The organism is Microbacterium laevaniformans, assembly GCF_016907555.1.
Lineage (GTDB): Bacteria > Actinomycetota > Actinomycetes > Actinomycetales > Microbacteriaceae > Microbacterium > Microbacterium laevaniformans.
In genome coordinates, this window is record NZ_JAFBCE010000001.1 from 179,235 (window position 1) to 193,128 (window position 13,894).

A 13,894-nucleotide genomic window follows, 5' to 3' on the forward strand; every position below is an offset into this window, starting at 1 on the left:
CCGAACGGGCGTGATCGCCTCCTCCACAGGGCGGCTTCTGCGGGGGCGCGGCGCTCGTCCTGTGGACAACGGCGTCGAGCGCGCCGGAGCCGGGCACGGTGGCTGGATGCATCGCCAACCTCTGCCGAGGTCGCTCGGCCCGGCCTTCGCCGTCGCAGACGCGCGCGCCGCCGGTGTCACGGCGTCGCGATTGCGCGCTCATGACCTCGGCCACCCGTTCCACGGTGTCCGTGTCGCGCCGCTCGGCCGCAGGATAGAGGTCAGTCCCGAAGCGGCGGTGCTCGAACTCGTCGAGCAGTACGCCTGCCGAATGACCGAACACGAGTTCTTCAGCCATGCGGCGGCGTCTGTGCTCTGGGGGCTGCCGCTGCCCATCGCGTCGGTGCGCACGAGCGGTCTCGACGTCTCGGTGTTCGCGCCGCGGCGCGCCCCGGCATCCGTCGGAGTGTCCGGACACACGGTGAGGAGGGGTCTCGCCCACGTCGTGACCCATCCCGCGCGCCGGGTGCGGGTGGCGAGCCCTGCGTCGACCGTGGCGATGCTCGCGGCGCGCATGCCGCATCTCTACGACCTCGTCGCGGTGGCGGATGCCGCCGTGCGCGAGCCGCTGCACCCCCGCGACCCGCCCGCTCTCACCTCGGTCGGGCACCTGACGAGCGCGCTCCACGCCGGCCGTCGCGTCGGTCGCGATCTGCTGCGCATCGCCATCCCCCGGGTGAGCACGCGGTCGCGTTCACGGGCCGAGACGTGGCTGCGTCTGACCGTCGTCGATGCCGGGCTCCCCGAGCCGCAGGTCAACTACGACGTCGTCGAGGAGGGCCGGTGGCTGGCTCAGGTCGATCTCGCCTACGCCGAGCTGAAGATCGCGATCGAGTACGAGGGTGAGCACCACCTCACCGATCCCGCCCAGTGGGCGGAGGACATCGCCCGCATGGATCGCCTGGTCGAAGCGGGGTGGCGCGTCATCCGGGTCACGAAGTCGGAGGTGTTCCGTGACCCCGCGAGGCTCATCGAGCGGATCCGGCGCGCCGTCGGCGCGCGCGGGTGACCGGTGGCGCGGCTTCAGTGGCGTCGAATCGTGGATGCCACGGCGCATCACCCGCACATCGGCGCCGCTGAACCTACACGAGCGCCGTCAGTCGGCGCGCACGAGCAACTCGCCCACCTGGCAGTCGAGCGCGCGGCAGATCGCCGACAGGGTCGAGTAGCGGATCGCGCGGGCTCGGTCGTTCTTCAGGATCGAGAGGTTCACGACCGACACCCCGACAAGCTCGCTGAGCCGCGCGAGCGTCATGCCGCGCTCGGCGAGCAGCTCGTCGAGTCGACAATGGATGCCACTGAGCTCGTCGTCCTCGGCAGGGCTCACACGAGCCCCTCGGTGTCGCGCCGGAGCGCAGCGGTCTGGGTTTCGAGGGCCGCGCCGTAGCGGAAGACGGTCGCGAGCGCCGCGAGGGCGAGGGCGACCGCCGCCGGCCAGAGGGGCAGGGTGAGCGAGAGGTAGTCCAACGAGGTGAGCGCCCCACCGGAGTGCGCGGCGGGCAGAACCTCTCGGGCGAGCAGATTCCTCCCGATCTGCTGGGCGACGTCGGCGGTCGTGCCGAACACGAGGAAGCCGATGGCGCCCCAGGTGAGGGCGCTCGCGGTCCGACGCGCGAACGTGCGACCGGTCAGAGTCTGGCGCGTGATCACCTGCACGATCGCCGCCGGCAGCGCCCACAGCGCGAGGCTCAGCAGGGCCCCGGTGGCGATCGCCGCGCGGGTTCCCGCGGTGACGCCGACGGCGGTGATGTCGACGGCTCGTGCGGTGGCGGATTCGAGAGTCGGCACGTCTCCGGTGACAGCGATGCTGCCGTCGGGTCGTCCGGGCCAGTCGAGGGCCGCGGGCACGTCGGCCAGCGAGACGAACGGCTGGAACCCCTGGATGACGACGGCGATGACGCCGAGCACGACGGCGGCGAGCCATACGCGCGACAGCGTGTCCGCGGCATCCAACGCGATCGTCGTGCTGCCGCGACGGCGCCCGATCCACACGACGATCAGCACGATCACGGCGGCGACGGCCACGAACAGCGCCAACCACAGCACCGACGCCCACAGGTTCTGGCCTCCCACGCTCATGGCATCCTCCATATCGATAGTCGATGTTATCGAGAAACGATATGGCCCGAAGGGTGCCCCGGTCAAGCACCGCGACGCGGCGGCTCGGAGGCGCCGATGTGCGGGACCGGGACGCACGCACCCGCAACACGGCGCCGGCGAGCGGGCGCAGAGCCCCCCGGGGCATCACGCCCCCAGCGAACACGGGCATGCGGGCATCCGCCTCTCGTTAGCCTCTACGTAGGTGCCAGAACACTGGGCACCCGGAGGAGCCTGACATGTTCGAGAGATTCACGGACCGTGCCCGTCGTGTGGTCGTCCTCGCCCAAGAAGAGGCGAAGATGCTCAACCACAACTACATCGGCACCGAGCACATCCTGCTCGGTCTCATCCATGAGGGCGAGGGCGTCGCCGCCAAGGCGCTCGAGAGCCTGGGGATCTCGCTGGACGCCGTCCGCGAGCAGGTCCAGGACATCATCGGCCAGGGTCAGCAGCAGCCGACCGGCCACATCCCCTTCACGCCCCGTGCGAAGAAGGTGCTCGAGCTGAGCTTGCGCGAGGCGCTGCAGCTCGGCCACAACTACATCGGCACCGAGCACATCCTGCTCGGTCTCATCCGCGAGGGCGAGGGCGTCGCCGCCCAGGTGCTCGTCAAGCTCGGCGCCGACCTCAACAAGGTGCGCCAGCAGGTCATCCAGCTGCTCAGCGGATACCAGGGCAAGGAGCCCGCGGGCGTCGCCGCCGGTGCCGGCGAGCAGAACCAGCAGGCCGCCCAGGGCGGTTCGGCGGTGCTCGACCAGTTCGGCCGCAACCTCACGCAGGCCGCGCGCGACAACAAACTCGACCCCGTCATCGGGCGCGAGAAGGAGATCGAGCGGGTCATGCAGATCCTCTCGCGCCGTTCGAAGAACAACCCGGTCCTGATCGGTGAGCCCGGCGTCGGCAAGACCGCCGTCGTCGAGGGACTCGCCCAGGCGATCGTGAAGAACGACGTCCCCGAGACGCTCAAGGACAAGCAGGTCTACTCGCTCGACCTCGGCTCGCTCATCGCCGGTTCTCGCTATCGCGGTGACTTCGAGGAGCGCCTGAAGAAGGTCACCAAGGAGATCCGCACGCGCGGCGACATCATCGTCTTCATCGACGAGATCCACACCCTCGTGGGTGCGGGCGCTGCCGAGGGCGCGATCGACGCCGCCTCGATCCTGAAGCCGCTGCTGGCCCGCGGCGAGCTGCAGACGATCGGCGCCACGACCCTCGACGAGTACCGCAAGCACTTCGAGAAGGATGCCGCCCTCGAGCGCCGCTTCCAGCCGATCCAGGTCGCAGAGCCGAGCCTGCCCCACGCGATCAACATCCTGAAGGGGCTGCGCGACCGCTACGAGGCGCACCACAAGGTGCAGATCACCGACGGCGCGATCGTCGCCGCCGCGAACCTGGCCGACCGCTACATCAGCGACCGCTTCCTGCCCGACAAGGCGATCGACCTGATCGACGAGGCCGGCGCGCGCCTGCGTCTGTCGATCCTGTCGAGCCCGCCGGAGCTGCGCGAGTTCGACGAGAAGATCGCCAAGGTCCGCGAGGACAAGGAGACCGCCAGCGAGGAGCAGGACTTCGAGAAAGCCGCGGCCCTCCGCGACGAGGAGAAGTCCCTGCTCGCCGAGCGTCTGCGCCTCGAGAAGCAGTGGCGCAGCGGCGACGTCGCGAGCCACGCGGTGGTCGACGAGGGTCTGATCGCCGAGGTGCTCGCACAGGCCACCGGCATCCCCGTCTTCAAGCTCACCGAGGAGGAGACCAGCCGTCTCGTCTTCATGGAGAAGGCGCTGCACCAGCGTGTCATCGGCCAGGAGGAGGCGATCGCCGCGCTCAGCCGTACGATCCGTCGTCAGCGCGCCGGCCTCAAGGACCCGAAGCGTCCCAGCGGCTCGTTCATCTTCGCCGGCCCCACGGGCGTCGGAAAGACGGAGCTGGCCAAGGCGCTCGCCGAGTTCCTGTTCGACGACGAGGGTGCGCTGATCTCGCTCGACATGAGCGAGTTCGGCGAGAAGCACACCGTCTCGCGGCTGTTCGGTGCCCCTCCGGGGTTCGTCGGCTTCGAAGAGGGCGGCCAGCTCACCGAGAAGGTGCGGCGCAAGCCGTTCTCTGTGGTGCTCTTCGACGAGATCGAGAAGGCTCACCCGGACATCTTCAACTCGCTGCTGCAGATCCTCGAAGAGGGGCGCCTGACCGACGGTCAGGGCCGCGTCGTCGACTTCAAGAACACGGTCATCATCATGACCACCAACCTCGGATCGTCGGCCATCGCCGGCGGCCCGGTCGGGTTCCAGGTCGAAGGCAACTCGCAAACGACCTACGAGCGGATGAAGGGCAAGGTCGACGAGGAGCTGAAGCGTCACTTCAAGCCGGAGTTCCTCAACCGCGTCGATGACGTCATCGTCTTCCCGCAGCTCAACAAGCAGGAGCTCCGCCAGATCGTCGGTCTGTTCACCAAGCGGTTGAGCGAGCGTCTGCTCGACCGTGACATGACGGTCGAGCTCACCGACGCCGCCAAGGACCGCCTCATCGAGATCGGGTTCGACCCGACCCTCGGCGCCCGCCCCCTGCGCCGCGCCATGCAGCGCGAGGTCGAGGATCAGCTGTCCGAGCGGATCCTGCACGGCGAGCTCAACCCCGGTGACCACGTCAAGGTGGATGCCGAGAACGGCACCTTCCTGTTCGAGCACGGTCCCCGCGGCGAGAAGGTCGCGGTGGGTGTCGGTGCCGCGGGCGCCATCGAGGCCACGCCGGACATCGTCGCCGGAAGCTGACCGGGTTCGATCACTGTACGAAGGGGCGGATGCTGCGGCATCCGCCCCTTCGGCGTCCGCGCAGCGGCGCGGCGCGTTTCGACTCGGCGCGGCGCGCCTCGCTCAACGACCGGGTGGGGTCCTGTCCGGTCGTTGAGCGAGCGCAGCGTGTCGGAACGCCTACCGCGTGGCGTGGAAGCGGCGGGCTTCGGCGACGAGCGCGGCGAACAGGCGCCGGTCGGCGGCATCCTCTTCGGGGTGCCATTGCACCGCGACGAACCACGGCCCTTCGATCGTCTCGATCGCCTGCGGGAGACCGTCGTCGCTGCGGGCGCTGACGACGAGACCGTCGCCGACCCGGTCGATGCCCTGATGATGGTAGCTGCGCACCGACAGGTCGCCGGCGCCGACGATGTCCGCCAGTCGTGTGCCGTCTTCGACCGTCGCGGTGTTCGTCGCGAACACGCCGCCGCCGAGTTGGTAGCGACCGGTGCCCAGCGCGTCGGGCAGGTGCTGGTGCAGTGTGCCACCCGCGGCGACGTTCGCCAGCTGCAGACCCCGGCAGATGCCGAGAACGGGCATCCCGCGACGACGTGCGCCGGCCAGCAGCGCCAACTCCCACGCATCGCGATCGGTGCGGGGCTCGTCGGTCTCGGGGTGGGGCGCGGCGCCGTAGAGAGCGGGATCGACGTCGAGGCCGCCGGTGAGGACCAGCCCGTCCAGACCGTCGAGCACCGCGTCGGCGGCAGCATCCGGGTCGGGCTGCGGTGGCAGCAGCACCCCCGCGCCGCCGACCGCCGTGATCGCGTCGAGGTACACCTGGGGCAGGAACGCCGCCCGCACATCCCAGACGCCCTGCTGGGCGCGCTCGAGGTAGGTCGTGAGGCCGACGACGGGCCGTCGGCCGGCGGTGGGCGCGCTCATACGATTCCTGTCGCTGCGGGAGGGAGGGAGGAAGCGGGCGTCGCCTCGCCGAGCGGAGCCACGTCGACCGAGACGCGCAACGTCGAGTTCTTCGCCTTGGTGAAGATGATGCCGCGTACCGGCGCGACATCCCCGTAGTCGCGTCCCCACGCCACCGTCACGTAACGGTCGTTCGCCCATTGATCGTTCGTCGGGTCGATCGCCAGCCACTGGTCGGTGCCGGGCAGCCACACGGCCAGCCAGGCGTGCGACGCATCGGCGCCGAACACCCGCTCCTTGCCGGGCGGCGGCTGGGTGGCCAGGTAGCCCGAGACGTAGCGCGCGGCGATCCCGTGCGAGCGCAGGCACGCGAGTGCGACGTGCGCGAAGTCCTGGCAGACCCCGGCCCGTGCGCGCATCGCATCGGCCACGGTGCTGGTGACGGTGGTCGCGGTCTTGTCGTAGTCGAAGTCGCGGTAGATCCGCTGCATCAGATCGGTCGCGGCCTCGCCGATGGGCCGACCGGGCGTGAGCGACACGGCACCGTACGCCGCGGCCTCCGGTTCGTGGCGCACCCGCGGCGACTCCAGCGCGTACTCGACGGCCCGCCACGCCTCGGGCAGATGAGTGTTCAGCATCGGCCGAGCCTGCTCCCACGGGCGCGCGAGCGCCTCGGCATCGTACGCGGGCGTCTCGACGGCGACCACGCTCGACGCGGTGATCGTCAGCGCCTCGTGCGGGTCGGTGAGGTGGAAGTAGGTGGCCGCGTTTCCGAACGCGTCGGTGTCGGGCGCGATGTCGCCCGGCGCCGGGTCGACCTGGACGCTCGCTTCGGTGACCTCCTGCCAGGGCAGGCCGCGGGGTACGAGATGGAACTGGCCGACGCTGTCCTGCACGGGCTTGCCGTAGGTGTAGGCGGTGCGGTGCCAGACACGGTAACGCCTCACGCGCGCGCCTCCATCAACTCGACGAGGGACAGCTCGGTCATCGCGACGGCCGGCGGTCCGCTCTCGAAATGGAGATGGGTGACGGCATCCGAGAGCTGTTCGAGCTGCGCCGTCACGCCGGCCAAGAACTCGACGAGCGCATCGCGTCGACCGTTCTCGACGGCATCCAGCGCGGCGACATCGATGGCCGCGAGTTCCGTCTCGAGGTGATCGAGCAGGCGCTCCGCGCGGGTCGAGCCCGTGGATGCCGGCATGGCGGCCAGATGCTCGCGCAGACGTGCGAGAGCGAACGCAAGCGAGCGGGGGTTGCTGTGATCGAGCAACAGCAGATCGAGCACGTCCGCCGCCCGCATCGATCCGCGGTAGCGCCGGCGGTGCGTCACGACGCTCTCGGCGGCCAGGAGCACCGCCTCCAAGACGCTCCGCTCGGCGCGGGGAGCATGGCGTTCAGCCAGACCCGTCGCCAGCAGTTCGGACAGCTGAAGCCCGCGCTCGAGGAAGCGGCCCGCTTCGATCATGTGCCAGCCGGTGTCGCGGATCATGTTCGCCGTGATGCCATACAGCGACAGCATGGCCGACAGCATCCGGCCCCCCGACTCCGCCGTCCGGTGCGGGTGCGCGGAGCCGCGCAGTGCACGGGTGGCGCGATCGATCGTCGCGAAGACCCGCCAGGTGTCACCGGAGAGCTGGTCGCGGACGCCTTCCATCGCCTCGCGCAGGCGCGCGATCGCGTGCGCGGCCGAGCCGGGGCGGCGCACGTCCAGCAGCAGCGATCGGAACTCCGCCTCGGGGTCGAGCGAACGCATGCCGGCCAGGCGCCCGAGCACGTCCAACAGCACGCGGGGGCTCTCGGCCAGCCGGCCCGCCACATAGGCGCGCGGCTGGTCGAGTTCGGTCTTCGCCGTCAACAGCAGCCGGAGCAGATCTTCCGCGCGCTCCGCGTAGCGGCCGGTCCAGAACATGTCGGCGTGTGCGCGGGGAGCCAGCGGCGGGATGCTGCGGGCCGTGGGCGCGGGTGCGATCTCGGTCAGGTTCTGGTCGGGGTCGTCCTCCGACGCCTTCAGTACCCACACGTCCTTCGTCCGCGGCAGAGCGTCGGGGCTCTCCCGCACGGTCGCCAGACCCCCGACGAGCGGGCGGTACGCCGACCCGTAGCGCAACGCGAACGCGCGGAGCGTCAACGGCAGCGCGTCGATACGCGCACCGAGATCGTCGGTGCTCGACCAGACCGGGGTTTGCGAGAGCGGCAGCAGGTCCTGCCCGACGAACCGGTGCGGAGCCGACTGGACTCGCGCGATCAGGTCGTCGGCCGACATCTCGCTGAACGCCTTGCGCGGTTCGTCGATCGTGCGCACGATGAGACCGCGGTCGCCCGCGCGCAGGCGGGACAGGACGCTGTCGCGGGCCTTCGGCTCGCCGCACCACACGGTCGGCACCGATGGGATGCGCAGCTGCTCGCCGAGCAGGTATTCGCACGCCGCCGGAAGGTAGGGGAGCAGCCCCGGGTTCTCCAGCACGCCGGCTCCGAGGCCGTTCACCAGGCGCACATGGCCGCGGCGTACGGCCTCACTCAGCCCGGCGACGCCCAGCCGCGAGTCGCCGCGAAGTTCCAAGGGGTCGCACCACGCGGCATCCACTCTCCGGATGATGACGTCGATGCGGTCGGCGGGACGGGTGCGGGGCCAGCCGGCGGGCTTCATCCAGACGAACCCGTCGCGGACGACGAGGTCGCTGCCCTGCACGAGGGGGAAACCGAGCGCGCTTGCCAGGAAGGCCTGGTCGAACGCCGTCTCGCTGAGGGTTCCGGGGGAGAGGATCACGACGCGGGGATCGTCGATCTCAGCCGGCACCGACGACAGCAGCGCCGCGCGCAGCGCCGAGAAGTACGGATCGATGCGGTGGAGGTTCTCCTCCTGGAACAGGTCCGGCAGCACCTGCGAGATCACCCGACGGTTCTCCGCGGCGAAGCCCAGGCCCGACGGTGCTTGCACGCGGTCGGCGAGGACGTGCCATTCGCCCTCGGCGTCGCGCCCGAGATCAGTGGCGGCGAGCAGCAGGGGGTGAGGGTCCACGGCGCTGGCGCGCGCCAACGGTCGAGTGAAACCGGAGTGGCCGAACACGACGGCCGACGGCACGATGCCTTCGCGCATCAGGTTCTGCGGCCCGTACAGGTCGACGAGCAGCGCGTTCAGCAGCTCCGCGCGCTGCGCGAGGCCCACCTCCAACGGCGACCAGCCGGCCGCGTCGAACACGAACGGCACCGGATCGAGCTGCCAGGGCTGCGGTCCGGAGTCGCCGCGCAGGTACGAGACGCCGTCGTCCGCGAGGAAACGGGCGATCTCGCCGTCGACGCGCTGCAGATCCTCGCCGGTGAGGCTCAAGGCGTGCGCCGCCAGCGCCTTCCACCCGGGGCGCAGCGAGCCGTCGGCATCCACGAACTCGTCGTAGCGAACCGCCTCGGCCGACGGCGACAAGGGCAGCGTCGGCTGCGACACCGTCGCGGCATAGTCGCGCAACACACTCACGGCGAAGTCCTTCCCGGCTCCAGCGTAGGGGGCAATACAGTGGATCGGTGACCCTTGCCGACCCCACCGAAGGCACCAGCCCGGCCCGCCCCGTCGTCCGGCCCGCGCGGACCTCGGATGTCCGCGGCATCCTCACCCTTCTCGAGCCGTGGGTGCAGCGGCGGATCCTCCTCGGCAAGGAGATCGTCACCCTGTACGAATCGGTGCAGGAGTTCGTCGTCGCCGAGCAGGACGGCGAGCTCATCGGCTGCGGCGCCCTGCACGTGATGTGGGAGGACCTGGGCGAGATTCGCACGCTCATCGTCGCGGAGGACTGGCTGCATCACGGTGTCGGCGGCGCGATCGTGACGCAGCTGGAGGCCCGCGCGATCGACCTCGGTCTGTCGCGGCTGTTCTGTCTCACCTTCGAGGTCGACTTCTTCCGTCGTCGCGGTTTCACGCCCATCGGTGAGCAGGTCGTCGACCCCGACGTGTATTCGCAGCTGCTGCGCAGCCCCGACGAGGGTGTCGCGGAGTTCCTCGACCTCGCGCACGTCAAGCCGAACACGCTCGGCAATACGCGCATGCTGAAGAACCTCTGAGCCCCGCGCGCCCCGGCAGGAGACGGGGATGCCGCGCCCTAGCCTGGAGGAGTGAGCACCCCGACGCGCCGTTCGCGACGCCCCAGCCCCGCCGTCTACCGGCGCCGCCGGCTCGTCGCCGTGCTGATCGTCCTCGTCATCATCGCGGCGATCGTCCTCGCGATCTGGCAGCCGTGGCGCGGGTCACAGGCTGCCGTGCCCGCATCGAGCCCGTCGGTCACCACGCCCGTCGCGTCGGCGTCGACTCCTCCCGCGTCGGCGGCGCCCGCGGAAGCCTCAGCGGCGCCGGTGGCACCGAACCCCACCTCCGACGCGTCGGGGACGGCGCCCACGGTTGCGGCGTGTTCGACTGCGGCCATCTCGGTGCAGGCGGTCACTGATCAGGACGTGTACAGCGCCGGCGAGCTGCCCAAACTGTCGATCACGCTCTCGAACACATCGGGTGCGCCGTGCCTGATCAACGTGGGAACCGCCACACAGTCGTTCGTGATCACCAGCGGCACCGACACGTGGTGGCGCTCGACCGACTGCCAGTCGGAGTCGAGCGATCAGGTCGTTCAGCTGGCAGCGGGCCAGACGGTCTCGAGCGTGACGCCGCTGCAGTGGGACCGCACGCGATCGTCGGTCGACACCTGCGGATCGTCGCGGCCGCAGGCCTCGCCCGGCTATTACCACCTGTCGGTCTCGATCGGCGGCATCCAGGCGGCGGACACGAAGGTATTCGAACTGCGCTGAACCCGTGTTCTTGCCCGTCGGCGATATCTAGATAGCGATATATCTCTGACTCTGGGGGATTTCTCATCTGAGAGCGTCCCTGCACGCCGCGGGCGCGGCTACCCTTGTTTTTAGCTCTCGTGGTGAGCCACCGTCGCCCCCAACGGCGGTCGTCGTGTCACCCCCAAGACCGGCGTTCGGCAGATTGCCCGATGAGCCCAGGCCCTCTCGATCCTCCCAGCCCCCAATGTGGGGATCGAGAGGGCCCGCCTTTTCTGGCCGGGGTCCGTGATGTCGCGCGCGGCCGGCGAGCCGCCGCGGCGTGCGAGGCCCCTCGTATGCTGGAGGGATGGCCGGGAAGAAGCGCGCGAAGACTCCGCTCGAATTCCGCAACACGCAGCTCGCGGATGCCCTGCAGACGCAGGACATGGCCGCGCTGGCGTTCGCCCTGCGGCACGGTCCGACGGTGGTCCCCCTCCTGCGGCCGGGGCAGCGCGACGATCCGCGCGACACCGGCGAGGTCTGGACGTACCGCGACTCGAACACCGGCGACATCGCGCTGCTGCTGTTCAGCGATGCCGCGAACAAGCCCGCCGCTCTTCCCCCAGCCGTCGCGCTGCAGTCGCCCGACTGGCTGCGCGCCTTCCTCACGGCTCACGAATCCGAGATCACCACGGTGTTCTTCGACATCGCGGGACCGCACGCGATGCAGGCTGCCCCGGCGGATCTGCTGGCGGCGCTCGCGGTCGAAGCCTGACGCGCGTCGCGGCGGCCGGTGCGGGCGTTTCGACTCGGACGCTGCGCGCGCTCGCTCAACGACAGATGGATACCCCCCGGGCGTTGAGCGAGCGCAGCGAGTCGAAACGCGGTGCGATCAGAAGTCGGGGCGGTCGCCCGGTTCGACGGGATGGCGTTGTGCGAGGTCACGCAGGGCGCCGCGCAGGTCGCGGGATGCCGTGTCGACGACGGATCGGTAGCCGACCCGGTTCGCCTCGTTGCGGCGCTGCTCATGGGAGGTGACCGCTCGCACTTCGCCGGCGAGGCTCAGCTCGCCGATGGCGACCAGCCCCTTCGGGGTGGCGCGCCCCGTGATCGCGCTCGCGACGGCGAGGGCGATGGCGAGGTCGGCGGCCGGCTCGATCAGGCGCACGCCGCCGACGGTGGAGACGTAGACGTCCTGGTCGGACACCCGGATGCCGGCGCGCTTCTCCAGCACCGCGAGCACCATCGCCACGCGCGCGCCGTCGACGCCGCTGACGATGCGTCGTGGGTTCGGTCCCGAGCCGGGCAGCGTGAGCGCCTGCACTTCGACCGGCAGGGCGCGGCGCCCCTCCATGGCGATCGTCACACAGGTGCCGGGTTCGCGTGACCCGTGGCCCAGGAACAGGGCGCTCGGGTCGGGCACCTCGGCGATGCCGCTACTGGTCTGCTCGAAGCAGCCGACCTCGTCGGTCGCACCGAACCTGTTCTTCAGGGCGCGGACGAAACGCAGCGCGGTCTGCCGATCGCCCTCGAAGTGGCACACGACATCGACCAGGTGCTCCAACACGCGCGGCCCCGCGACCTGCCCGTCTTTCGTGACGTGGCCGACGATGATGACCGGAAGATCGCGTTCCTTCGCCACGCGGATGAGCGTCGACGCCACCTCGCGCACCTGGCTGGGATGCCCCGGGGCTCCGTCGACGAGGCTGGAGGCGACCGTCTGCACCGAGTCGACGATCAACAGCTCGGGACGTGTGTCGTCGACGTGGCCCAGGATGGTCGCGAGGTCGGTCTCGCTCGCGAGATAGAGCTCGTCGTGGAGGGCCCCCGTGCGCTCAGCGCGCAACCGCACCTGTCCGAGCGATTCCTCGGCGCTGACGTACAGTACGCGCCGACCGGCCCGGGCGGTCTGTGCGGCGACCTCGAGCAGCAGCGTCGACTTTCCGACGCCGGGCTCGCCGGACAGCAGGATCGCCGCTCCCGGCACGAGCCCACCGCCCAGCACGCGGTCGAACTCGCCGACGCCGGTGGTCCGTCGCGGTGTCTCGCGGGTGTCGATCGAGGTGATGGGGCGCGCCGCACGGGTGGGAGTGAGCGGCGCCACCGCGTGCACCGGAGCCGACGACACCGCCTCGACCACCGTTCCCCACTGCTGGCACTCGCCGCACCGCCCGACCCACTTCGCGCTCGTCCAGCCGCACTCCGTGCAGCGGTACGCGCTCGTGGTCGCGGTGCGCTTGGATGCCATGCATTCAGGCTAGTCGCGGCATCCGACAGTGGCGTCGGGCGCCCCGCGGGCGGGGCGAACGATCAGCGCAGGGAATCGGCGACCTCGCGGAGCGCATCGGCCGAGCGACGGAACAGGCCGAGCTCGTGGCCGGAGAACGACGTCTCGCGGATCGGCACGGCGCCGGCGGCCGAGACGACCGCGGGCACCGACAGGGCGACACCGCTGACGCCGTGGAAGTCGTCGAGCACCGCCGAGACCGGCATGACCGCGTGCTCGTCGTCGAGGATCGCCTCGACGATGCGGGCGCTGGACAGGCCGATGGCGTAGTTGGTCGCTCCCTTGCCCTGGATGACCTTGTAAGCGGCATCCCGCACGTCGACGGCGATCTGGTCGAGCTCCTCGACCGTGAACTTCGGCTGGCCGTCGAGCGGCTGCCAGTCGAGGATCGGGACGTTGCCGACAGTCGCGTGCGACCACAGCGGGAACTCGGTGTCGCCGTGCTCGCCCACGATGTAGGCGTGCACGCTGGAGATGGAGACGCCCGCGCGCTGCGCGATCTTCCAGCGCAGGCGCGAGGTGTCCAGCACGGTGCCGGACGCGAAGATCCGCTCGTAGGGCAGGCCGGTGGCCTCTTGCGCGAGCACCGTCAGCACATCGCACGGGTTCGTGACGATGACGAACGTGGCATCGGGGGCGACGTCGAGCAGCTGCGGCATCATCGACTTGAGGATGTTGGCGTTGACGCCGGCCAGCTCGATGCGCGTCTGGCCGGGTTTCTGCTTCGCGCCGGCGGTGATCACGACGACGTGCGAGCCCTTCGCGACCGAGATGTCGGCACCGCCGATGATGTCGCTCGACCCGGTGAACTGGGCGCCGTGGGCGAGATCGAGCACCTCGGCCTCGGTCTTCTCGGCGGCGATGTCGTAGAGGGCGACGTGGCGCGCGGAGCCGCGGATGAGGGCCGCGTAGGCCACGGACGATCCGACCGCTCCTGCGCCGACGACGGTCAGTTTCGAGTTCTCGATCACGCTCATGGCTCCAGTCTGACAGGCCGGGGGATGCCGCGGCCACCGCGTGCAGCAGCCGTGCGAAACCGTGGCGTGCAGGGGGTCTTGCGGCCGGCATCCGAGGG

12 protein-coding genes are annotated in these 13,894 nt (G+C 70.3%); 5 read left to right on the forward strand and 7 right to left on the reverse strand.

What is annotated here, in order from left to right:
• Positions 1–61 precede the first annotated feature (61 nt).
• The gene (locus JOE53_RS00760; RefSeq protein ID WP_325168435.1) at positions 62–1,048 is read left to right on the forward strand and encodes an endonuclease domain-containing protein; all 987 of its coding nucleotides are present in this window, start codon (positions 62–64) and stop codon (positions 1,046–1,048) included.
• Between the two features lie 87 nt (positions 1,049–1,135).
• Here the strand turns inward: JOE53_RS00760 and JOE53_RS00765 are convergent, their stop codons facing one another.
• Together JOE53_RS00765 and JOE53_RS00770 are read right to left on the reverse strand one after the other, a co-directional pair.
• Positions 1,136–1,366, reverse strand: a complete 231-nt coding sequence (locus JOE53_RS00765) for a helix-turn-helix domain-containing protein (RefSeq protein ID WP_061682780.1) — start codon at positions 1,364–1,366, stop codon at positions 1,136–1,138.
• On the reverse strand, positions 1,363–2,118 hold the full coding sequence (locus JOE53_RS00770; RefSeq protein WP_204946467.1) for a hypothetical protein: 756 nt from the start codon (positions 2,116–2,118) through the stop codon (positions 1,363–1,365). The genes JOE53_RS00765 and JOE53_RS00770 overlap by 4 nt, the downstream gene beginning before the upstream one ends.
• A 257-nt stretch (positions 2,119–2,375) precedes the next feature.
• Here JOE53_RS00770 and JOE53_RS00775 point away from each other — a divergent pair, with 257 nt between their 5' ends.
• Entirely contained in the window at positions 2,376–4,901 is a 2,526-nt protein-coding gene (locus JOE53_RS00775; RefSeq protein WP_005050649.1) for an ATP-dependent Clp protease ATP-binding subunit, read from the forward strand.
• Positions 4,902–5,060: 159 nt separating this feature from the next.
• Here JOE53_RS00775 and JOE53_RS00780 read toward each other — a convergent pair whose 3' ends face one another.
• The 3 genes from JOE53_RS00780 to JOE53_RS00790 are packed head-to-tail and all read right to left on the reverse strand — an operon-like array spanning position 5,061 to position 9,255.
• Entirely contained in the window at positions 5,061–5,804 is a 744-nt protein-coding gene (locus JOE53_RS00780) for a gamma-glutamyl-gamma-aminobutyrate hydrolase family protein (RefSeq protein WP_204946468.1), read from the reverse strand.
• Entirely contained in the window at positions 5,801–6,730 is a 930-nt protein-coding gene (locus JOE53_RS14610) for a transglutaminase family protein (protein ID WP_204946469.1), read from the reverse strand. Before JOE53_RS14610 ends, JOE53_RS00780 begins: the two co-directional genes overlap by 4 nt.
• Complete coding sequence (locus tag JOE53_RS00790) at positions 6,727–9,255, reverse strand: circularly permuted type 2 ATP-grasp protein (RefSeq protein ID WP_204946470.1); 2,529 nt, start codon at positions 9,253–9,255, stop codon at positions 6,727–6,729. The genes JOE53_RS14610 and JOE53_RS00790 overlap by 4 nt, the downstream gene beginning before the upstream one ends.
• Positions 9,256–9,302: 47 nt before the next feature.
• Between JOE53_RS00790 and JOE53_RS00795 the strand changes: the two genes are divergently transcribed.
• The 3 genes from JOE53_RS00795 to JOE53_RS00805 all read left to right on the forward strand — a co-directional run bounded on the left by JOE53_RS00795 (position 9,303) and on the right by JOE53_RS00805 (position 11,307).
• Complete coding sequence (locus JOE53_RS00795) at positions 9,303–9,836, forward strand: amino-acid N-acetyltransferase (protein WP_061682775.1); 534 nt, start codon at positions 9,303–9,305, stop codon at positions 9,834–9,836.
• 51 nt (positions 9,837–9,887) lie between these two features.
• Positions 9,888–10,571, forward strand: coding sequence for a hypothetical protein (locus JOE53_RS00800; protein ID WP_231860840.1), 684 nt, complete (start codon positions 9,888–9,890; stop codon positions 10,569–10,571).
• 328 nt (positions 10,572–10,899) lie between these two features.
• Positions 10,900–11,307, forward strand: coding sequence for a hypothetical protein (locus tag JOE53_RS00805; protein WP_061682774.1), 408 nt, complete (start codon positions 10,900–10,902; stop codon positions 11,305–11,307).
• Between the two features lie 117 nt (positions 11,308–11,424).
• On the opposite strand, the gene radA is transcribed toward JOE53_RS00805, so the two are convergent.
• Together radA and JOE53_RS00815 are read right to left on the reverse strand one after the other, a co-directional pair.
• On the reverse strand, positions 11,425–12,780 hold the full coding sequence (gene radA / locus JOE53_RS00810; protein ID WP_061682773.1) for a DNA repair protein RadA: 1,356 nt from the start codon (positions 12,778–12,780) through the stop codon (positions 11,425–11,427).
• Positions 12,781–12,842: 62 nt separating this feature from the next.
• Positions 12,843–13,796, reverse strand: a complete 954-nt coding sequence (locus JOE53_RS00815; protein ID WP_061682772.1) for an L-lactate dehydrogenase — start codon at positions 13,794–13,796, stop codon at positions 12,843–12,845.
• Positions 13,797–13,894 lie beyond the last annotated feature (98 nt).

What these genes read in the sequence shown, in the direction of transcription:
- JOE53_RS00770 (WP_204946467.1), bottom strand. Translation starts at nt 2,118, where the DNA reads ATGAGCGTGGGAGGCCAGAACCTGTGGGCGTCGGTGCTGTGGTTGGCG.
- JOE53_RS00775 (WP_005050649.1), top strand. Translation starts at nt 2,376, where the DNA reads ATGTTCGAGAGATTCACGGACCGTGCCCGTCGTGTGGTCGTCCTCGCC.
- JOE53_RS00780 (WP_204946468.1), bottom strand. Translation starts at nt 5,804, where the DNA reads ATGAGCGCGCCCACCGCCGGCCGACGGCCCGTCGTCGGCCTCACGACC.
- JOE53_RS00805 (WP_061682774.1), top strand. Translation starts at nt 10,900, where the DNA reads ATGGCCGGGAAGAAGCGCGCGAAGACTCCGCTCGAATTCCGCAACACG.
- radA (WP_061682773.1), bottom strand. Translation starts at nt 12,780, where the DNA reads ATGGCATCCAAGCGCACCGCGACCACGAGCGCGTACCGCTGCACGGAG.
- JOE53_RS00815 (WP_061682772.1), bottom strand. Translation starts at nt 13,796, where the DNA reads ATGAGCGTGATCGAGAACTCGAAACTGACCGTCGTCGGCGCAGGAGCG.